14 protein-coding genes are annotated in these 21,868 nt (G+C 42.8%); 9 read left to right on the forward strand and 5 right to left on the reverse strand.

Annotation, left to right across the window (positions count from 1 at the left end; translation table 11 throughout):
• Positions 1-210 precede the first annotated feature (210 nt).
• Both CWB80_RS01425 and tkt read left to right on the forward strand, forming a co-directional pair.
• Positions 211-573 (forward strand): hypothetical protein, encoded by a 363-nt coding sequence (locus CWB80_RS01425; protein ID WP_054552266.1) that lies wholly within the window; start codon positions 211-213, stop codon positions 571-573.
• A gap of 277 nt (positions 574-850) precedes the next feature.
• A complete protein-coding gene (tkt, locus tag CWB80_RS01430; RefSeq protein ID WP_138599123.1) occupies positions 851-2,851 on the forward strand; it encodes a transketolase in 2,001 nt (666 codons plus the stop codon).
• Positions 2,852-2,970: 119 nt separating this feature from the next.
• Here tkt and tal read toward each other — a convergent pair whose 3' ends face one another.
• Positions 2,971-3,924 carry a transaldolase gene (gene tal / locus CWB80_RS01435; RefSeq protein WP_138599122.1) on the reverse strand — a complete coding sequence of 318 codons (954 nt, stop codon included), beginning with the start codon at positions 3,922-3,924 and terminating at the stop codon, positions 2,971-2,973.
• Between the two features lie 231 nt (positions 3,925-4,155).
• On the opposite strand from tal, the gene CWB80_RS01440 reads away from it, so the two are divergent.
• From CWB80_RS01440 to CWB80_RS01465, 6 genes are all read left to right on the forward strand, one after another.
• Positions 4,156-5,808, forward strand: coding sequence for a ribulokinase (locus CWB80_RS01440; RefSeq protein ID WP_054552269.1), 1,653 nt, complete (start codon positions 4,156-4,158; stop codon positions 5,806-5,808).
• On the forward strand, positions 5,805-6,500 hold the full coding sequence (locus CWB80_RS01445; RefSeq protein ID WP_054552270.1) for an L-ribulose-5-phosphate 4-epimerase: 696 nt from the start codon (positions 5,805-5,807) through the stop codon (positions 6,498-6,500). The genes CWB80_RS01440 and CWB80_RS01445 overlap by 4 nt, the downstream gene beginning before the upstream one ends.
• A gap of 23 nt (positions 6,501-6,523) precedes the next feature.
• A complete protein-coding gene (araA, locus tag CWB80_RS01450) occupies positions 6,524-8,023 on the forward strand; it encodes an L-arabinose isomerase (RefSeq protein ID WP_138599121.1) in 1,500 nt (499 codons plus the stop codon).
• A gap of 136 nt (positions 8,024-8,159) precedes the next feature.
• Positions 8,160-8,744, forward strand: coding sequence for an HAD family hydrolase (locus tag CWB80_RS01455; RefSeq protein ID WP_138599120.1), 585 nt, complete (start codon positions 8,160-8,162; stop codon positions 8,742-8,744).
• A gap of 71 nt (positions 8,745-8,815) precedes the next feature.
• Entirely contained in the window at positions 8,816-10,027 is a 1,212-nt protein-coding gene (locus CWB80_RS01460; protein WP_138599119.1) for an aldose epimerase family protein, read from the forward strand.
• A 12-nt stretch (positions 10,028-10,039) separates the two neighbouring features.
• Positions 10,040-11,986, forward strand: a complete 1,947-nt coding sequence (locus CWB80_RS01465) for an RICIN domain-containing protein (protein WP_249362485.1) — start codon at positions 10,040-10,042, stop codon at positions 11,984-11,986.
• Between the two features lie 258 nt (positions 11,987-12,244).
• Here the strand turns inward: CWB80_RS01465 and CWB80_RS01470 are convergent, their stop codons facing one another.
• The 4 genes from CWB80_RS01470 to CWB80_RS01485 all read right to left on the reverse strand — a co-directional run bounded on the left by CWB80_RS01470 (position 12,245) and on the right by CWB80_RS01485 (position 18,403).
• A complete protein-coding gene (locus CWB80_RS01470) occupies positions 12,245-12,679 on the reverse strand; it encodes a DUF4019 domain-containing protein (RefSeq protein ID WP_235372521.1) in 435 nt (144 codons plus the stop codon).
• Positions 12,680-13,085: 406 nt separating this feature from the next.
• Complete coding sequence (locus tag CWB80_RS01475; protein ID WP_249362486.1) at positions 13,086-13,583, reverse strand: type IV pilus assembly protein FimV; 498 nt, start codon at positions 13,581-13,583, stop codon at positions 13,086-13,088.
• Positions 13,584-13,635: 52 nt separating this feature from the next.
• Entirely contained in the window at positions 13,636-17,085 is a 3,450-nt protein-coding gene (locus CWB80_RS01480) for a LamG-like jellyroll fold domain-containing protein (protein ID WP_138599118.1), read from the reverse strand.
• Between the two features lie 355 nt (positions 17,086-17,440).
• The gene (locus tag CWB80_RS01485) at positions 17,441-18,403 is read right to left on the reverse strand and encodes a glycoside hydrolase family 43 protein (RefSeq protein WP_138599117.1); all 963 of its coding nucleotides are present in this window, start codon (positions 18,401-18,403) and stop codon (positions 17,441-17,443) included.
• 599 nt (positions 18,404-19,002) lie between these two features.
• On the opposite strand from CWB80_RS01485, the gene CWB80_RS01490 reads away from it, so the two are divergent.
• A complete protein-coding gene (locus tag CWB80_RS01490) occupies positions 19,003-21,819 on the forward strand; it encodes a TonB-dependent receptor (protein WP_138599116.1) in 2,817 nt (938 codons plus the stop codon).
• The last annotated feature ends 49 nt before the right edge of the window (positions 21,820-21,868 follow it).

Consider the following 21,868-nt stretch of genomic DNA (forward strand, 5'->3'; position numbering starts at 1 on the left):
CAACCTTAATGAAAAGAGTATTTAACATTAAGGTGTTAATGCAGTCTTGAACAATGAAATAATGTACCAAATTGTAGCAAGGTGAAACTCGAACGAGTGTAAATTAAATGTTCTAAAATGGTTAAATTAATATTAATTTCGTATTTTTAATGCGACTTTATTCCTGTAAGTTGTTTGTACCACTTTTGGTTAATAAATAAGGATAAATATATGAAAAAGGTATTAACAGCATTAGGTTTATTGCTTTCAGGCGCATTCTCTGTTCATGCAAGTGCGGATTCAATGGAGTGTTATGTCGATACGCAAGCGTATGACAAATATACACCAAACCGTTGTTTTGCATTGGTTTATGGGCAAACAAATGCAACAGCTGTATTTCGTGTAGTTGGCGATGGTTCAGCAATTGATAGTGTTATTTGGTCTAATGCGGCATCATCATGTGGTACATCAGGAACATCATGCTCATTCCAAATTCGAGCATTTAGATCTTATAAAGCTGAAGCGACTATTTTATATACGGATGGTCGCTGGAGTAAGGTCGCTGCAACTGCTTCATTCGAAGATGGTCGATAGCTTTTAATATTCGGCAATATCAATCCCGCAATAATAATTAATCATTTCGATAGGTTAAAGTAGTCGCTATCTGCGTTAAAAATGTGTTATTTACAACTGCATGGATGCAGAGTAATTGCCTAGAAATAGATCACTTAATTAAGCGAATTGATATAAAAAGGTTGGTTATTGGCCAACCTTTCTCGTTTTTACAGTTTGCATGACATTTATTGAGTTGCCATTTTAGCTTCTTTTTGCGATATTATTTATATTATAATATTAACAGGAAGCTAATAAGATGACTCTGCCTAGTTCTCAATCTGCAAATGCTATTCGCATACTTGCTGTCGATGCCGTTCAACAAGCTAACTCTGGCCACCCAGGTGCGCCGATGGGTATGGCTGATATTGCAGCTGTATTGTGGCAAAACTTTCACCGTCATAACCCATTAAACCCAGACTGGTCTAACCGTGACCGCTTTGTGTTATCGAATGGCCATGGTTCAATGCTGCAATATGCATTGTTACACCTTAGCGGTTACGACGTAAGTATTGAAGATATTAAGCAATTCCGTCAGCTTCACTCTAAAACACCGGGTCACCCAGAATATGGTTACACACCGGGTGTTGAAACAACGACAGGCCCATTAGGTTCTGGTATTGCTAACGCAGTTGGTATGGCAATCGCTGAAAAAACCTTAGCGGCACAATTCAATAAGCCACAATTTGATATTGTTGATCACTTCACTTACTGCTTTATGGGTGATGGTTGTTTAATGGAAGGTATCTCGCACGAAGCATGTTCGCTGGCGGGTACGTTAGGTCTAGGCAAGCTAATCGCATTTTGGGATGACAATGGCATCTCTATCGATGGTGAAGTAGAAGGTTGGTTCACCGACGATACGCCTGCACGTTTTGAAGCTTACGGCTGGCAAGTTATTCGTGATGTTGATGGTCACGATATGAATGCAATTGCGGGTGCAATCGAAGCGGCACAAAGCAACACTACGCAACCAACACTAATCTGTTGTAAAACAGTGATTGGTTTTGGCTCGCCAAATAAATCAGGTAGCCACGACTGTCACGGTGCACCACTGGGTCACGACGAAATCGCTGCTGTACGTGAGCAGTTAAACTGGCCACATCCAGCATTTGAAGTTCCACAAGAAGTTTATAACGAGTGGAATAATCAAGCGAAAGGCCAAGAGCTTGAAGGTGCTTGGCAGCAAAAGTTTGCAGCTTATAGCAAAGCACACCCTGAACTAGCAAAAGAATACACACGTCGTGTTCTTGAAAAAGCATTACCAGCTAATTTCGCTGAATTAGCTGATGAGTACATTGCTAAATGCCAAGCCGACATGCAAAACATTGCGACACGTAAAGCATCACAAAATGCGATCACCTTCTTTGCTAACCAGCTTCCTGAACTAATGGGTGGCTCTGCCGACCTTGCTGGTTCTAACTTAACCTTATGGCCAGAAGCAAAAGGTTTACAAGATGCTGCTGATGGTAACTACGTGTTCTATGGCGTACGTGAGTTTGGTATGAGCGCAATCATGAATGGTATTGCATTACATGGTGGTTTCATTCCATTTGGCGCAACCTTCTTAATGTTTATGGAATACGCACGTAATGCTGTACGTATGGCAGCATTAATGAAAGCACAGAGCATTTTTGTGTATACCCATGACTCAATCGGTCAAGGTGAAGATGGTCCAACTCACCAACCAATCGAGCAAATCGCTAACCTTCGCATGACACCAAACATGACTGCATGGCGTCCATGTGATGAAACTGAAACAGCAGTAGCTTGGCGCCAAGCGTTATTAAAAGAAACAGGCCCAAGTTCACTTATCTTCAGCCGCCAGGGTACCAAAGCAATGGCACGTGATGCACAGCAAGTTGCTGACATTGCAAAAGGGGGTTATGTACTTGTTGATAGCGAACAAGCTGCAGAGCTTATCCTTATTGCAACGGGTTCTGAGGTAGAACTAGCTGTGAATGCTGCTGCTGAGTTAACAGCACAAGGCAAGCAAGTTCGCGTGGTATCTATGCCATCAACGAATCAGTTTGATAGCCAAGATAAAGCATACCGTCAAAGCGTGTTACCAGCGGGTACACCTAAGATTGCTGTTGAAGCTGCACACCGCGACTTCTGGTTCAAGTATGTTGGCCAAGATGGTGATGTACTAGGCATGGAGACATTTGGTGAATCAGCGCCTGGCGCAGTACTGCTTGAGCACTTTGGTTTCACAGTGGCAAACCTAGTTGCAAAAGCAAACGCATTACTTGCTGAATAATGTGACTGGCTAAAAATTATCGTAATCGCAACACGATAAGCCTGCTTTTACTAAAAGGCAGGTAATAAAAAAGCCCGCAAACTTTGGTTTGCGGGCTTTTTGCTGCTTAAACAATCGGTTTAAACTAATTCGCTTAAGATTGACTCTAGTTTCTCTTGGTCAATTGCGAACTGACGAATACCTTGGCTTAGCTTTTCAGTTGCCATGGCATCTTCATTCATTTCCCAGCGGAAAGCCTGCTCAGTCATGGCTGCTGGCGCGTCTGTTTTTTCTGTTGCTGGTAATAGTTTTTGAGTTAACGGTGCGTCAGTTGCAGCTAGTTCAGCAAGTAATTTAGGGCTGATAGTTAAACGGTCACAACCTGCTAATTCTTGGATTTCACCGATGTTACGGAAGCTTGCGCCCATTACAATCGTTTCGTAGCCGTGCTTTTTGAAGTAGTTATAGATATGCGTTACTGACTTAACGCCCTGATCGTTAGCACCGTCGAAATCAGCGCTTGCATCTTGTGCTTTGTACCAGTCAAGAATACGACCAACGAATGGTGAAATTAGGTAAGCGCCTACTTCGGCACAAGCACGTGCTTGAGCAAATGCAAATACCAGCGTTAGGTTACAACGGATACCTTGCGCTTCAAGTACTTTAGCCGCTTGAATACCTTCCCATGTTGAAGCAATTTTGATTAACACGCGCGATGTGTCGATACCTTGCTCTTTATATAGAGCAACAAGCTCAAGTGCTTTATCAATGGTTGCTTGAGTATCAAATGATAAACGCGCATCCACTTCTGTTGAAACTAAACCCGGCACTTGCTCCATTAATTTAGAGCCAATTAATACCGCTAGCTTGTCAGCTGCTTTTGTTACAACTTCAGCTGCGTCACTGCTTTGTGCTTTTGCCCATGATACGGCTTCGGCAGCAAGTGGGCGATATTTCTCAATTTGAATCGCGTTTAAGATTAGTGATGGGTTCGTTGTTGCATCTTGCGGTTTATATTCGTTGATTGCTTCAAAATCACCCGTATCAGCAACAACGGTTGTCACTGCTTTAAGTTGTTCTAATTGACTAGACATAGTTTTCCCATTCTTATCATACAAAAGTTAATGTAGTGGCTTTAACCTATTATTTGTGCTGAAAAAACAATCTAATCTTCCAGAGAAACTGCGCAATAAATCGCCCGCCAGCAGCAAATAATCCTGTTAATAATATTTTTATAATACCTTTACAATCTGGTATTGTTGATATTATCATACAAATAAAGATAATGACTAACAATGTTAGTAAGCAATTAGTGAAAGGTAATTATGTCTCGTTATACGTTGGGATTAGACTACGGGTCAGACTCGGTAAGAGCATTACTCGTTGATGTTGCGACTGGTGAAGAACTTGCCAGCCATTTAGTAAACTACCCGCGCTGGGCACAAGGCTTATATTGTGACCCAAGTAAGGATCAGTTTCGTCAGCATCCACAAGACTATATTGATAGCCTTGTAGAAGTAGTTAATGGTCTATGGTCACAAGTTCCAGCGGGTACTGCAGACAAAGTAGTGGGTATGAGCTTTGATACAACTGGCTCAACGCCTGTGGCAATTAATAGCCAAGGTACACCACTGGCATTAACTGAAGAATTTGCAGAAAACCCAAATGCAATGTTCATTTTGTGGAAAGACCATACGTCTATTAAAGAAGCAAATGAAATCACTGCAGCTGCCACTAACAACGATGTGAACTACCTTTCACATATGGGCGGTATCTACTCTTCTGAGTGGTACTGGGCCAAAGCATTACATATTTTCCGCGTTGATAGCAGTGTAAAAGCAGCCACTTATTCATGGGTTGAACACTGCGATTGGATGACCGCGCTAATGTGTGGCACAACTCACCCTGAAGTATTAAAGCTAGGGCGTTGTGCAACGGGCCACAAACAAATGTGGAACGAGCAGTGGGGCGGTTTCCCACCAAACAGTTTCTTCAGCAATATCGATCCACTATTAGATGGTGTTGTTGATACGTTAAATGCAACGACAGAGCCAAGCGACCAAGTTGCTGGCAACTTAACTGCTGAGTGGGCCGAGAAGCTAGGTTTACCACAAGGTATCGTAATTGGTTACGGTGCATTTGACTGTCACATGGGCGCAGTAGCAGCCAATGTTCGTCCTGGCGTTCTAACTAAAGTAATGGGTACCTCAACCTGTGACATCACAGTAACGTCTAAAGAGCAACTAGGTGATACTTGCGTTAAAGGTATTTGTGGTCAAGTTGATGGCTCAGTGATCCCTGGAATGGTTGGCTTAGAAGCTGGTCAATCTGCGTTTGGTGATTTATACGCATGGTTCAAAAACCTAGTACTTTGGCCAACTCGCCAACTGACAAATCTATCTGACGCTGAACAAGCGTTAGTTAACAAGCTAGAAGATTCAATCTTAGTTGATCTATCAAAAGCGGCGGCAGCACTGCCTGTAACAAGCAACGATGTAACTGCGCTTGATTGGGTAAATGGTCGTCGTACGCCAGATGCTGACCAAAGCGTTGCCATGGCATTAACAGGCTTAAAAATGGGCACTGATGCACCTAAGTTCTTCAAAGCGCTTGTTGAAGCAACAGCCTTTGGCGCACGTGCTATCACTGAGCGTTTCCGTAGCGAAGGCGTGCCAATCGAGTCTGTGGTCGTTATTGGCGGTATTTCTAAAAAATCAGACTACGTAATGCAAACCTGTGCTGATGTTTGGAACTGTCCAATCGACGTTTTAGAAAGTGAGCAAAGCTGTGCATTGGGTGCGGCAATTATGGCTGCGGTTGCTGCGGGTGAGCACGCAACAGTAGCAGATGCTCAAAAAGTAATGGCGTCGTCAGTATGTCATCAGTACTTACCAAACCCAGAGCGCGTTGCTGTATATGACGAGCTTTATGCCAACTACCAAGCACTTGCAAGCTATGTAAACGGAGACAAAGCATGAGTTTTACTGAACTAAAACGTGAAGTCTATGAAGCGAACATGGAGCTGCAACGTCGTGGCTTAGTAATTTATACCTTTGGTAACGTATCGCAAATCGACCGCGACAAAGGCGTGATTGCGATTAAACCAAGTGGTGTATCGTACGACCAAATGAAAGCCGACGACATGGTGATCGTCGACCTTGAAAACAACATTGTTGAAGGGTCTATGCGTCCGTCTTCTGACACTAAAACGCATGTTCATTTATATCGCCACTTTGATGCAATTGGCGGTGTAACACACACGCATTCGACCTATGCAACTGCATGGGCGCAAGCAAAACAAAGCATTCCTTGCCTTGGCACAACTCACGCTGACTATGTACACGGTGATATCACCTGTACTCGTGAGCTAACCGATGAGCAAGTGAATGGCGATTATGAATTAGAAACCGGTATTCAAATTACTGATGCGTATCAAGACCGCGATCCGAAAGCTGCACCTATGGTGATTGTTGCGGGTCATGCGCCTTTCACGTGGGGTAAAGATGCCGCTCAGTCTGTATACCATGCCGCGCTACTCGAAGAGATTGCACGCATGGCGTATTTAACACGCACTTTAGATCCACACGCAGCTGAACTTAAAAAAGCAGTGATGGATAAACATTATCTACGTAAGCACGGTAAAAACGCGTATTACGGTCAGAGCAAATAGCAAGAATTTAGAGGATTATTAACATGACGACGATGACGAAAGAAGTCTGGTTTGTTACCGGCTCACAACATCTTTATGGTCCTAAGGTGTTAGAAACGGTTGCCAAAGACAGCGAAGCAATTGTAGCGGGCTTAAACAGCGAAGCGAACCTACCAGTAAACTTGGTATGTAAGCCTACCGTTAAGTCACCTGAAGAAATTCACGCTGTTTGCCAAGCGGCAAATACGGATCCTAACTGTGTTGGTTTAGTATTATGGATGCACACTTTCTCACCTGCGAAAATGTGGATTGCTGGCCTAAGCGAATTACGTAAGCCTTGGTTACACCTTCATACTCAGTTCAATGCAGCCCTTCCTTGGTCTGACATCAACATGAACTACATGAATACGCACCAAAGTGCACACGGTGACCGTGAGTTCGGTTTCATCGGTACTGTAATGCGTAAAGAGCGTAAAGTGGTTGCAGGTCACTGGCAACGTGCTGACGTACAACAGCAGTTAGATGACTGGTGTCGTGCGGCAAAAGGTTGGGCAGAAAGCCAAACACTTAAAGTTGCGCGTTTTGGCGACAACATGCGTCAAGTTGCAGTTACTGAAGGTAACAAGGTTTCAGCGCAAATTACTTTTGGTTATGAAGTACACGCGTTTGGTGTCGCTGAGCTTGTAAAAGTGGTTGATACAATCACAGAAGACGAAATCGATGCACAGTTAGAGCTATATAAGCAAGACTACGTAATTGCTGACGAAACTCTACAAGACGATTACGCAGTGAAAATGCTACGTAACGAAGCACGTTTAGAGCTTGGTATGGAGCGTTTCTTAGAGAAAGGCGGCTTTAAAGCATTCACAAACTGTTTTGAAGACTTATCAGGTCTTTCTGGTCTTCCGGGTCTTGCTACACAGCGCCTAATGTCGAAAGGCTATGGTTACGGTGGTGAGGGTGACTGGAAAACAGCTGCTATGGTTCGCATCATGAAAGTAATGGGTGAAGGCCGTGACGGCGGTTGTTCATTCATGGAAGATTACACTTACAACATGGGTGAGACTGACCAAGTACTTGGCGCGCACATGTTAGAAGTGTGTCCTTCAATTGCAGCGCAAAAACCACGTCTTGAAGTTCACCAGCACACTATTGGTGTTAAATGTGATGTAGGTCGTTTATTGTTTACTGCAAAACCGGGTGCTGCAATCAACGTATCACCAATTGATATGGGTAACCGTTTCCGTATCTTAATCAACGAAGTAGACACAGTGGCTCCGCCAGCTGATTTACCTCACTTACCTGTTGCTTCAGCGCTTTGGGAACCAAAACCAAATCTATCTGTAGCATCAGCTGCATGGATCCACGCCGGTGGTGCACACCACACTGCATACAGCCAAGCAGTAACAACCGATATGATTATCGATTTTGCTGAAATGGCTGGCGTTGAAACGATGATCATCGATAACAATACGACGATCCGTGGTTTCAAAACAGAGCTTCGTCATAACGCAGCTTACTACATGCTAAAACGTGGCTTGTAAGAATTAGTACTTTATGTACTAGAACGTGCTGTGTGTGAGCACGTTCACCCCAAATTTTGTTGTCGATTAAGCCAGTGATGAGCCACGCTCTTCGCTGGCTTATGCTATTGTGAAGCGAAACTTTTTAGGAGTAGATATGATCGATTTAAGCGCCTACCAAGGCATTATTTTTGATATGGATGGCACCTTAATTGACTCAATGGGCAGTCACTTACAGGCATGGCAAAAAGCTTGCGAAGCCTATGGCTACCCATTCGATTACGACTATATGTACAGCTTAGGTGGCATTCCGACCGTTAAAACAATTGAAATGCTTAACGAAAAATTTGGTTTAGAACACGACCCTCTAGTTGTGGCAAAAGATAAACACCAGTTTTGGGTTGATTTACAGCACCAACCACTGGTGATTGACGAAACCGTCGCAGTACTTGAAAAGTACCATGGTGTATTGCCAATGGGCGTGGGCACGGGGGCTGATCGCGAACATGCAATTGATCATCTAACAGATACGAATTTAATTAATAAAATTGGTGCCTTAGTGACTGCCAGTGATGTTAGTAAAGGTAAGCCGAACCCAGAAACATTCTTAAAAGTGGCAGCGCTTTTAGGTGTTGAACCAAGTAAATGTGTGGTGTTTGAAGACACGCAAATTGGCTACCAAGCCGCCAAAAGTGCGGGGATGGATTGCATCATGGTGAAAGACGGCAAAATCCAACTTTAGCGATTAAATTTGCAATGACACCTGTAATTGTATTATAAAACTATAAATACAATTACAAAAAGGTTATTCATATGTCATTGCAATGTGTTTTCCAAGGTTTAAAAACAACTCATCAAACAGCCAGTTCGAACACGAAAAAGTCGCGCGGGCTTTATGCATTGTTGGTGACATGTGGGATTGCCCTTACACCAGCGTGTGCTCATCAAGGAGACAATATGACGACTTCCCCTTCAGCATCAATGACGGCCTATGGCGTACTTGCTGATCAGACCCCAGTTAATCAAGTAACGTTGACTAACAGCAATGGTATTAGCGTTGATGTAATTAACTACGGCGGCATTATCACGCGTATTGAAACGCCAGATGCAAAAGGCGAAATGGGTAATATTGTACTGGGTTTAGATAACCTAGAAGCATACACAAAGGCGACAACTTACTACGGTGCAATCATCGGTCGTTTTGGTAACCGTATCGCAAACGGTAAATTCATCTTAAACGGCACTGAATACCAATTAGCAACCAACGACGGTGACAACCACTTACATGGTGGTGTGCAAGGTTTCGACAAAAAAGTGTGGAACATGACACCTTTCACGACGCAAAACAGCGCTGGCGTTACTTTAAGTTTAGTGAGCCCTGATGGTGACCAAGGTTACCCGGGTGAAGTGACCACAGAAGTGACTTACACGCTAACGAACAACAACACGCTAGATATGCAGTTTATTGCTACAACAAGCAAGCCTACCATAATCAATATGACGCAACACAGCTACTTCAACCTAGCGGGTAAAGGCGACATTCTTGATCACCAAATGCAAATTAACGCAAAAGCAATTACCCCTGTCGATGGCGGCTTGATCCCAACTGGTGAGTTGATGGATGTGGCTGGCACACCGTTTGACTTCCGTACTGCTAAAGCAATCGGTCAAGATATCAAAGCAAGCAACGAACAACTGAAACTTGGTAAAGGTTATGATCATAACTTTGTGCTTAAAGACACGCCAAGCAATGAGCTTGTAGAAGCTGCGACGGTTTACGAAGCAAACTCAGGCCGAACGTTAACAGTTTACACAGAAGAGCCTGCAGTACAGTTTTATTCAGGTAACTTCTTAGACGGTAGTACTCAGCAAGCGTCTGGCTTAGTGCATAATTTCAGAAGTGGTTTTTGTTTAGAGCCACAGCATTTCCCTGATGCACCTAATCAGCCAACGTTCCCAAGCACAACATTACTGCCAGGTGACGTGTATTCAACACGCATCGTGTACGAATTTGGTACAAAATAAAGGAACACAATCGTGAAAACAACAAAGCTTAAAAGCGCAATGCAAAAGGCTGGCTTAGCCAGCGTATTTGCCTTGTCGTTTGGCGCTCTGACGGGCTGTCAGACTACGGCTGAAGACAACACAGCCAAAGCAGATATCGCAGCCACAGCAAAAGCGCCAATCCAAGATAATGGTATTTTTACTAATCCTCTTTTCCCAAATGGCGCCGATCCATGGCTTGAGTATTGGGATGGTAACTATTACCTAACTACAACAACATGGACTTCTGAGTTAGTGATGCGTAAATCACCAACATTAGCGGGCCTTGCTGATGCAACACCTATCAATGTTTGGTCTGATGCAAACCCTGAGCGTTGCTGTAACTTCTGGGCGTTTGAATTCCATCGTCTAAAAGGGCCAAACGGCTACCGTTGGTACATGATGTACACAGCCGGTACTGATGGCACTTTAGATAACCAACACTTAAACGTACTAGAAAGTGCCGGTGACGATCCTATGGGTCCATACGAATACAAGGGCGCATTAATGCCTAACGTATGGAACATCGACGGTAACTACCTAACGTACAAAGATAAGTTGTATGTGATCTACTCACAATGGCAGGGTGATCAGCAATTAAACATTATTGCTGAAATGGAAAACCCATGGACTCTGAAGAAGAACTCACCGCATACGGTGATCACGCGTCCTGAGCTAGATTGGGAAATCAGTGGTCGTAAAGTAACTGAAGGTGCTGAAATTTTACAGCACAATGGTCGTACGTTTATGACGTACTCAGCAAGCTTCTGTAATACCCCAGATTACAAACTAGGTATGCTTGAGCTTGTTGGTGACGATCCGCTTAAAGCGAGCAGCTGGAAAAAATACGACAAGCCAGTATTTGAGCGTACAGAAGAAGTGTTTGGCCCAGGTCACAACGGCTTTTTCACATCGCCAGACGGTACAGAAGACTGGTTAGTTTATCACGGTAATGATTCGGTAGAGCACGGTTGTAGTGCGACTCGTTCATTACGTGCGCAAAAATTTACTTGGAACGACGATGGCACGCCAAGCTTTGGTAAACCATTAACACCAGGCGTTGAAGTAGCTCCGCCATCAGGTGAATACGGTCCACTGGTAACGCGAGTACAAGGTCAGCGCTATCAATTAGTGAATGCAACAAGTGGCTCATGTTTAGACATCGCAGCTGATCCACAAGATGCACGTGCTGTGCAACGTCAGTGTGCAAGCACCAATGGTCAATGGGTTATTGATGCAACAACAGATGGTTTTGTTCGTTTAGCTAACCGTGAAGACAGCAAGTTCTTAGAGCTTGAAAGCTGTAATGACGCAGATAACGCTAAAGTACAATCTGCAGCATGGCGTAATAACTTCTGCCAGCAATGGAAAGTAGCACCAAGTACAGATGGTAATGTCTCTATTACCAACCGTTACACAGGCAAGCCATTAGCGGTTGCTGGTTGTTCTGCTGCACAAAACCAAGCGGTTTTACAGCAAAGCGACGTAACAGCGTGTGGCGACTGGCAATTACGCCCTATGGGCAGTGTTGTAGTATTAAGCCAACAAAGTGGTAAAGCACTTAGCGTGGCTGGTACGGTTAAAGCGGGTACCAATGTTGAGCAACAAGCTTACACGCATAAAGATGCACAGCAATGGTTCTTCACACCAACAGATACAGGCTATGTAAGCCTTAAACAAAGCGCTGACAGCGATTTCTGTGCTGCGGTGGCTGATAACGCCTTAGTACCCGGTGCCAACGTAGAGATGGCTTCTTGTGCGGCGAAAACAGCACAGTGGCGCATTGCTCCAGTAGAAGGTGGTGGTGTGATGCTTATCAACCGCTACACAAAACAAGCGCTTGGTTTAAGTAACTGTGGTTTAGCTGAAAACACTAACTTCGCACAACAACCTGATTTAGGTAACAAGTGCCAAGTGTTCCATTTGCGTGAACCAAATTAAGTTATAAGTAAAAAATCGACTCAACCAAAGCCACTTCATTTATGAGTGGCTTTTTTGTGGCTGTCAGCCTTCAGCTGTCAGTTTTTAGCTGAGCGGTGGGGTATGTTGGTGATATGTTTGTCTGCTCGTAGGGTATTGCTTTCATGACGTGCCAAGCAAGCGTGACGCCTACCATATTACTTGCCCTACTCATTCTTCGGGTAGCTTGGTTTGAGCGAAGCGAAACCCAACATAATCCATCTCAAACTTTGCAAACTCCTAATTAATAAAATAACCTAAAGGTTGCCACTGGCCATTATTTTTACTCAAACTGATTGTTTCCATGGCACTGTCTTGATTAATGAATTCGGTTTTAAATTTAATAACTAAATACTCGCCATCAGGTAATCCCGAAAGTGATGAATACTCTGAAGTGGAAAAGTAAGTTCTAGACATCACTCTACCAAGAGGAACTCGCGCGTAATCTAATGCTTTAAGCCATTTTGTTTGTGGAGTCTTTGCTTTAAATTGTGGATCAGTTTGTTCCCAGCTTTTTATATATTCAGCATTGTCCACTAAAGTTAACCATGATCTTGCGGTAAGAATCGGGTTTGTTTCATCGGCTGTGGCAAAAAAGCACACCCAAAGACATGTCATTAATAAAAATCTTTGTAGCGTAAATCCATTTACAGAAAGTAATAAAATTTGACGCATAACACGCCCTCACTTCGTTGATAGGGGGAGTCCATAGTACGATTGAGCTGGCTAATTTCTATACTAACAAAGTATTGCTCAGCGGGGTTTTGATAAGGTTAAGCTTTGATTTAATTCTAGGAGAGCTTTAATTTCGAACTTATTAGAAGGTTAAATCTTTTGTTTTCTTAATGTTATGGCTTTGATTTTAAAGTTAAATGTTTAACTTTTCTCTATTGTGGTAGTGTGCCTAGATGACAGATGAGATAACTGATTTTAGCCGCAAAGGAAGTTTCGTATTTCCGCACTCGATATTTCAGAGCCCGCATATTCACTGGGTTTTGACTCGCTTTTGGGTGTTATATGAGGAGTGAGCAAGGGGAAAGTTGCAAGAGCAAATCTTGAGACTTAAAGCTCAAAGCCTTCATCAAACTAACATACTCATTAGCACTCCGGGATCGCTAATACCAGCTTCTTTTAGCGCATCGCTAATTGATTGGCTAAGAGACATTATTTGCGTTTGGATTTCCATAACCATCTTGGTCTGTGTTTCAACTTGCACTTTTACAGTTTCATCTTCTTGGTTTTTGAGTGCTTGCAGTTTGGCTAATTGCTCTTTGGCAAGTTCGAGTTGTTCTTTGAGCTTTTCAAGTTGTTCAACCATTTTGCGAATATGTGCGGGGAGTTCGCTAGATACTTCTTCTTTTTGAGCGGGCTCTACTTCACGACCAGAGAGCTTATTCATTTCTTGGTTGCTGAGTTTGTAGCCTACTTTTGAGTTGGTATTACTGCTTGCTGTATCTGCGTTTGAGTTAGTTAACGCACTTGCTAATGAGTTAATAGCCATAATGAGAGCGATGAAAGTGAATGATATGTATGTATCGGCAAAAGGTACTAAAGCTTTAGAAAAAAGCCGGGTTTTCACCCGGCCTTTCCAGACAACAAATAGTTGAGGTGAGGCAGCTCACCTCACTTTGTTACTCTTGTGCAGGTGCTGCATCAAAGAGTGCTTTTATTTCTTCAGCGCTAATCGCACCGTTGAAAATTTTCAGTTCATCGATAGCACCGTGGTATGGCGTATCCCAGTAGTTAACACCTAGAGCAAACTCATTTGTTTCACCAGGAACCGTGAATACACGTGGGAAGCCATCGGCTTCTAGCTGTAGTTCACCGTTAACATACATCTTCAGTACATCACCGTTTGTACCATCAACAGTGAAAGCAACATGTGTCCACTCTTTTGCAGGAATACGGCTATCTAGTTCTGCATTATCGAAGAAGGCACCGTTATTTGCCCATAAACGCGTTAGCGCTGTGTCAGCCATCGATGGTACATAACTTAACCATGCGTTTGCACTTGCGCCGGCAAAGAACGCTGTTGTGTAATCTGTGAAGCTTTCTGGTTTAAGCCACATAGATACTGAGTAGTCATTAGTTGTGATTAGGTTATCCGGTAAACGAACACCTGAACCTTCTAGGAATACTGCTTGACCAATTACACCGTCAACATAGCTTACGCTACCGCCTGTATTATTGATGAAACCACCCGTTGATTTACCCGCCGCATACGCACCGTTTAATGCACTTAAGTCACCTTCGAAGCTGTATTCAGCAGGAGCAAGTGATTTTAAGGTTACATCGAATGACTTAGTATCAGTAAAGTCTTTGTACTTAATGGTTGCAGTTAATGTTACAACTTGGTCGCCAGCAGACGCACTTGGTTGTGTCACAACAGCCGTGCCGTTAACTGGTTTTAAGTACTCTTCGTTGTTTGACGTCCAGCTAATACCAGATACAAATGGACCTACTCGTGGTAATTCAAAGTTTTCACGTACTGCAGATACATCACCTAAATCAAGCGCACTCTTTATGAATGCAGGGAAGTTATCTGGGTTGGTTTGGTTTGTCATTGCTGCAGCATTAATATTAAAACTATTCAAGGCATAGTCATATACAATGAATTCATCAATTTGACCTTGGAAAGGTAAGTCCCAACCGTAGTTCACACCCAGCGCAAAGTTACTAGATTCATGGCTGAACATATCGGGGCGAGGCATAGAGCCAACTAATACCCCATTCGAGTAATAGTTCATAACCCCTTCATCATAGCTAATAGCCACATGAGTCCATGCGCTTAGAGTCGCTTTTTGCGTATGGACTATTTGATTCCATAGCTCTTCACCATTATCACCAAGATAAAAACTCCAAATTAATGGATTTTCGGTAAAATGAGCAGCTCCAGCAGGTATGTAGCTAATCCAACGATTGACATTTTCTGCTGCAAAGAATAGTGGTGTGTAAGGATTGAGAGTGTCTGGTTTTGACCAAAAAGAAACTGTAAAACTGTCAGAGTTAATAATTTCATCAGGTAAGCGTACGCCGGTTGCACCGTCAAAGTTAAATGCTTTACCTGTTTGACCTTCTGCGTATGCAGCTGTACCAGCACCTACATTTAGTAGGTTGTTATCTGTTACACCCGCATCATCAAGATTATCCAGACTATCACTTAGTGAGTCTTCAAATGCATAGTGAGCAATCGCATTTTTAAACTCAGGGCGTGCTTCAAGGTTTACATTAAATGTCTTGGTTGTGCTCTCGCCGTTTAAAGAGATATTAGCCGTTAAAGTAACCGCTTTATCACCGCGATCTGGCGTTGGAATGAATACTGAGCCTTCACTGGTGATGTAGTATTCATCGCTACTTTCCCAGTTAATTACAGCACCGTCTTTACCTTTAGTTGGTAATGAGTAACCTTCGTCAGCAATTGATAATTCAGTTTTGATATCTAGTGCTTCTTGAACAGTGCTCAGCACGTTTGTAGTTGCGGTAATTTCATCACGTTTACTTGCCCAAATGGTTGCACCTTCGCTTGATGTTGCTGATACAGTGACAACCATCGTTTTAGTTGCATCATCCCATTGCCATTTAGCGACACCAAAGTACGTACCAGAATCTAACTCAAGCTTAATATTTGAGTCATCAATCATGTACCAGATACCTGGATCATCACCTGTTACTGAGTGATCTTCATTTAGTGCAATATGCATTGAACGAATAGCATCTGTATTTACATCGTTACCATGATTGATAAATTTGTAATAACCGTAAAGTTCATTTGCCACAACCATGTTGTCGCCTTCAAGCGGTACGTAGCGCTGCGGTGAAGCCATAGGCCAACCTAATGAGTTAATGAACATTTCATGTACGCGAACTTGGTGCGCTTCTGTATTTTCAGGGAACTCAGTAGACGTTTGTGGAAAACGCGTATGCGTGATTAATAAATGACGTCCTGTCGCTTCATCGTAGTAAGCAGAGTTATGGCCCGGTGATTGGTAGCCCCATGCAGGTGCTGTTTCGCCAAGTTCTTGCGTGTACTCATAGCCGCCCATTAGTTTTTCACCAACTTCTAAGCCGCCTAATGTTGAAATATCGTTACCTGCGTTGTCTAGGTAAGGGCCATCCGGTGTTTTTGAACGAGCTACACGGATATTGTAACCACCGTTTAAGTCAAGGCCACCAGTAGAATAAAATAAGTAGTAATATTCACTTTCTGGACTGTACATTACGAAAGCACCTTCGATGAAGCGCCCAGCACCACCAAGAAGGTGTTTTCCATAGCCTTGACCAGCTTCTGGCATGCCCGCTTCTTCGTCCATAGCCAGTATAAAAATACCACCATGATGAGAACCGTACACCATCCACAGTTTGCCGTCTGTATCATAGAATGCCGCTGGGTCGATCACATTCGGATCTATGCCACCATCATAGGTCGTTTGCCCGTTATCTAGAGGGTATGCAGCAAACTCAGCTTCATTGCGATAGCCGCTACGTAAGAAAATGCCTTTGTTTGTATAAGGGCCTTCAATATTGTCGGCTTCAGCTAATCCTAAATAACCTCTATCCCAACAAATTTGATCATTAGTTATGTCAGTCGTTTTGGTATTGTCTTGTCCGCAGCTATTATAGTAGAACCAAAATTTACCATTTGGTGATTGAATTACATCGGCTGCCCAGTTACTAGGGTAACCATCGGTCCACTCAACGCCTTCGGCTATTTCTGCTAAGTAATTGTAATCAAACAACGGGCTTTCATTGACCTGTAATACATCTTGCCCGTCTACTTTTACTACTGAAGGCGAGGAAACCATTTCCCAGTTCAAGAGATCAGTTGATTTAGCGGCAGCAAGGTGTGAACCAAAAATATAATAAGTGTCGTCAACTTTAACGACAGAAGGATCGTGCACGCTTACATTGGTAACCATTACGCTACCTGATTCAGTGTATTCAACACTGCTGCTTACTGTCGGTTTTGCACTTTGCGGGTCGGCAACCGCTGGTGCTGTGTCAAGCTTAGTACCATCTTCTTTGCCACAACCTGTAACAGCCAAAGAGCAGGCTATGACCATGGCTAATTTATTTAATTTCATTTTATGTGTCCTCTTGAAACTGGGATTCATTTTTTTTATTCGATTGTTGTCAATAAAATTGCCGCGTGCCTATATCAAACTAATAAGAACGTAGTATTGTAATTTTATAGTATGATTTAAAATGTGCAAATACTTTTGCAAAGGTAATTGGTATGTAAACATGAAGTATCAGTGTTTACAATATGTACAGTGTGATTTTAATTTTCTCAAGTTGTCATTTTTGGCGTTTTTTTCGGTATTTTTGCGCTATTAGGGAAGTTTTTTACTTATCTGAAAGAGAGGATTTTCCGTTAAATTTGTTTATTTGTATTACATTTGAACATTAAAAAGGGCTCTTAAAGAGCCCTTTTTGATATTACTTGTCTTGTTTACTTAGACCTTCAGTGGTCATGATAATACGTTTAAGTGTGCCATCTTCGTTGTAGTAAAGTGGCTCAATCGCCACTGAGCGACGAAAACGCCCGCCACTTGGTTTGCCATCAATCGGTGGTACAGCACCAGTATGGTAAATAAAGTAGTCTTTACCTTTGTACTCGATGATTGATTGGTGGTTGGTTTCGCTGTTACCTGCGATTTCATTCAAAATACCTTTATATTCCCACGGCCCATGAATGCTTTTACTCATGGCATAACAGATCTTCTCAGGGAACTCACATGCGTACGATACATAGTAGTTGTCGTTTTTCTTATGAACCCATAACGCTTCGGTAAAGTTTGGTAAATCTAGCGTTTTAATTTCACCATCAAGAGACAGTAAGTCGTCGCTTAGCTTTACGTATTTTGGCATTAGGTTACCAAAGAACATGTAAGTATCGCCGTTTTCTTCTGTATAAATAGCAGGGTCGATGTCGTCCCAATCATTTGGCGTATGCTTGGTCATATCATCGGTAACCAATGCATGGCCAATCGCGTCTTTAAATGGACCTGTTGGTGATTTAGACGTCGCAACACCAATTGCAAAACCTGGTTTTGTGTCGTTGTGACGAACGGTTGTAAAGAAATAGAAAGTGCCATCACGCTCAATCATGTGTGAAGCCCATGCTTCGCCCTTAGCCCATTTAAAGTCGGTTGCTTTCATGATTGGGCCGTGTTTTTTCCAGTTCACCATGTCTGTTGATGAAAAGACTAACCAGTCGTGCATTTCAAAAAACACATCATTATTAGGTGCTTCATCATGACCTGTATAAAGGTATACGGTGTCATTGTGAACAAGTGCTGCTGGATCTGCAGTAAATACATCGGTGAATAATGGGTTTTGTGCAACGGCTAAGCTGCTCGAAAAAAGCAATGGCAGCGCTAACGCTTTCAATTTCTTCATGAGTGTCCTCTGTGACTAATAATTGTTGTTCGAACTGCAGCTTTTGTACTTAGAGCTCGCTCTGAATGACCAGATAATACACAGTGTATGCCTGATTATACTGAGTAACTGATTGTTTACATCGAAACAAACCAGTAAAAGTGCAGCAAAAAATAACTCTATATTGTATTATTGTATTTTTATCATAGTAGCACCAAAAAACGCCAGGTAAATAACTTGTTAGCCCTTTTTTGTTGCTCTGGATGAACAAAAAACAAATAAAACAAGCAAACAAACAAACGCTAAGTGACTGATAATAATGGGTCTACATAAATTCCCAAGATAAAAACGCAGCCCTTTTTTAGTTTGTAACGTGTTATAATTACAACGTTTTTTGTAAACACTATGGCACTAATTTTAATTTGGCTTTTTGAGTTGACTGTTAAATAATCATACAATATGATTAAAGTTCAGGCAGCAATGTATTAACATAATAAAATGTAGACACACTCGCGCACCGTTTTGACAACACACGATGCACAATGCAGTGGTCACTCTTCGGTAACTGAATGGGGAAAGTTCAGCGGACCGATATAACTATAATTTGGAGAACACCGCTTATGTTTAAAAGAACACACATAGCCAGTGCTGTAGTTATGGCATTTACCTGTCAATTTGCTTTTGCACAGGAGGAAGCACCAAACACTCCTGAGAATAACGTCGATGAGATGGAGGTTATTCAAGTATCAGGTATTCGCGGCAGTTTAAACAAAGCGTTAGATGAAAAACGTGCAAGCGTTCAAATCGTGGATGCAATTGTTGCTGAAGATATTGGTAAATTCCCTGATAACAACGTAGTTGAAGCATTACAACGTGTAACGGGTGTACAAACAACAGGCCGTGGTGCTGGTGAAGTAAGTGCGGTTTCAATCCGTGGTCTTACTGATGTTAATACCACAGTAAATGGTCGCGCTATCTTTACAGGTGCGGGTCGTGATGTGGCGCTGCAAGACATACCTGCAAGTTTACTTTCGGGTGTAACAGTTTATAAAACCCGTTCGGCGGATCAAATTGAACGTGGTATCGCAGGTGCGATCGATATTAAAACCCACCGTCCTTTCAACTTCGAAGGTGAAAAAGTTGTTTTAGCGGCACGTGCGATTTACTCAGATCAACCAGATGAAGTTGATCCAAATATCAGTGCGTTACTTTCTAACCGTTGGGAAATCGACGGCGCTGGTGAGTTTGGCGCACTTTTCAATATTTCTTATGCTGAAACACATTACCGCGATGACACCATCACTGCGGGTGCAGCGTTCCCATTCTTTACTGATAAACCACAGTACAACTACTCACCGTACTCACGTGTACCAAATGAATTTTGGACTCAAGGTACTGAGTTAGGTCTACCGACTGCAGCAGGTTCTACTTTAGACGTAAATGGTGAGCCAACTGAATACTTACTTGCACGTGATGCTATTTTTGGTACTTCATTCACCGGTCTTCGTAAGCGTCCAGCTGCGTCTGTCTCTTTACAGTGGGCACCTAATGAAACACTCGAAATCACAGCTGAAGGTTTCTACACAGGTTACGAAAACGAATCGCAAAACGCGATGTGGTTCTCAAATACATTCGAAAACGGTAACGGCTTCATTGAAACACCAACGGTGTTTGATGGCACTAACGTAGTTAAAGAAAAGCAAGCGATTGGTGCTGGCGGTTTCCAAAGTGGTGACTTTTCATATGGTAAAACAGATAGCTACTTATATGCATTAGGTGCCGAGTGGCAAGCAAGCGATTACCTAACCATCAACACAGAAGTTGTTTACCAAGACAGTGAGTACGAAACAGATTTCTTCGCAATGCGTTTTGACCGCACTGCATATGGCTTAGATGTAGACTTTAACGATAAAGACGGCGTACCAGGTATTGCGTTTTGGGATGATCCAAACACAGCGGTAAACGAAGCAGATATGGCTGCTATCGAAAACTGGAATGCAGGTACTGTTTATGACAATGGCGGCGGTAACGCGGGTGACGCATTAACTTTCACATTTGATGCTGAATACCTAATTGGTGGTACTTATTTTGATAAAGTGAAGTTCGGCGGTCGTTACGAAAAACGAACTGCGCAAGAGTACACGCGTGGTCAAGAGGCTGGTATTGCTAACACCTCTGTGGCTAGCTTAATTGAACAGCTAGCAGCGGCGGGTGCATCTGGCGATGGTACAGGCATTGTGTTCCAAGTTGATGACTATTTCGATGGCCGTGCTGATGTATTCAATAGCTTTGTAACTGCTGACGGTGGCTACATGCTAGATAACGGCGATGCTGTCCGTAGCGTATATGGCCTTGAAGCTGAAGACGTATACAAAACATTTGATATCGAAGAAAACTCGTACGCGCTATATGCAACAACTAACTTTTTCTTAACGGAAGATATCAGCGGTGAGTTTGGTTTACGTTATGTAAGCTATGAGCAAGACATGGACTTTGTTGCTGAGTCTGGCGGTATGAACTCAAATGTATTTGAAGAAAGCTCAGCAAGTGCTGATAGCAGCGCATTACTACCAAGCTTAGTACTAAACTGGAACATCACTGATGATGTAGTGGGCCGTGTCGCGTACACAGAAACACTACGTATGCCTAACTTTGCTGACTTAAACGCGCTGCAATACTGGTATGATCCTTTAACAGAAGGTGCTACCTACGGTACAGGTAATGGTGGTAACCCAGATCTTAAACCAACAGAATCAAAGAACTATGATGTATCACTTGAATGGTACTTCGCAGATACAAGCTCACTTTACGCAGCTTACTTTAAGCGCGAAATTGAAGGCTTAGTTGTTGCGGGTCGTAAGCAAGTTGTGCGCGAAGGCGATGATGGCGTAACACGCCCATATGTATTAAGTGCACCAGTGAATGCTTCAAACGGTGAACTGTCTGGTTTAGAAGTTGGTTTAGTTTACTTCCCAGAAAACTTACCAGAGTACTTAAATGGTTTTGGTGTGCAAGCAAGCTACACGATGCTTGACTCAGAGCAAGATACACCTGAATTCAATGAGCTAGGTGAAATCTCTGGGTATGTTGATTCGCAAATGGCCGGTGTTTCTGATGAATCGTACAGCATCGTAGGTATCTACGAGCGTGATTCATTCGATATGCGTTTATCATATGTATGGCGTTCTGAGTTCTACACAGGTAACGAAGCGGCAATCTTTGCTAACCCAATTCAGTTCTGGAATCGTCCTGAGCAAAGCTTAGATTTCCAATTTAGCTACAATGTGAATGATGACTTTGTCGTAACCTTTGATGCAACGAACATCCTAGATGACGTATATCAAAGCTACTACGGTGAAGGTAACGACAACCTATTTAACTTTGGTAACGGTATCTACTCACGTACATTCGCACTAGGCGCACGTTATTCTTTCTAAATTTCTTTTATAGACCTAAAAACCCCGGCTTTGCTGGGGTTTTTTATTG

This window comes from Pseudoalteromonas sp. S1650 (genome assembly GCF_005887195.1).
In the GTDB taxonomy this organism is placed as follows: domain Bacteria; phylum Pseudomonadota; class Gammaproteobacteria; order Enterobacterales; family Alteromonadaceae; genus Pseudoalteromonas; species Pseudoalteromonas simplex.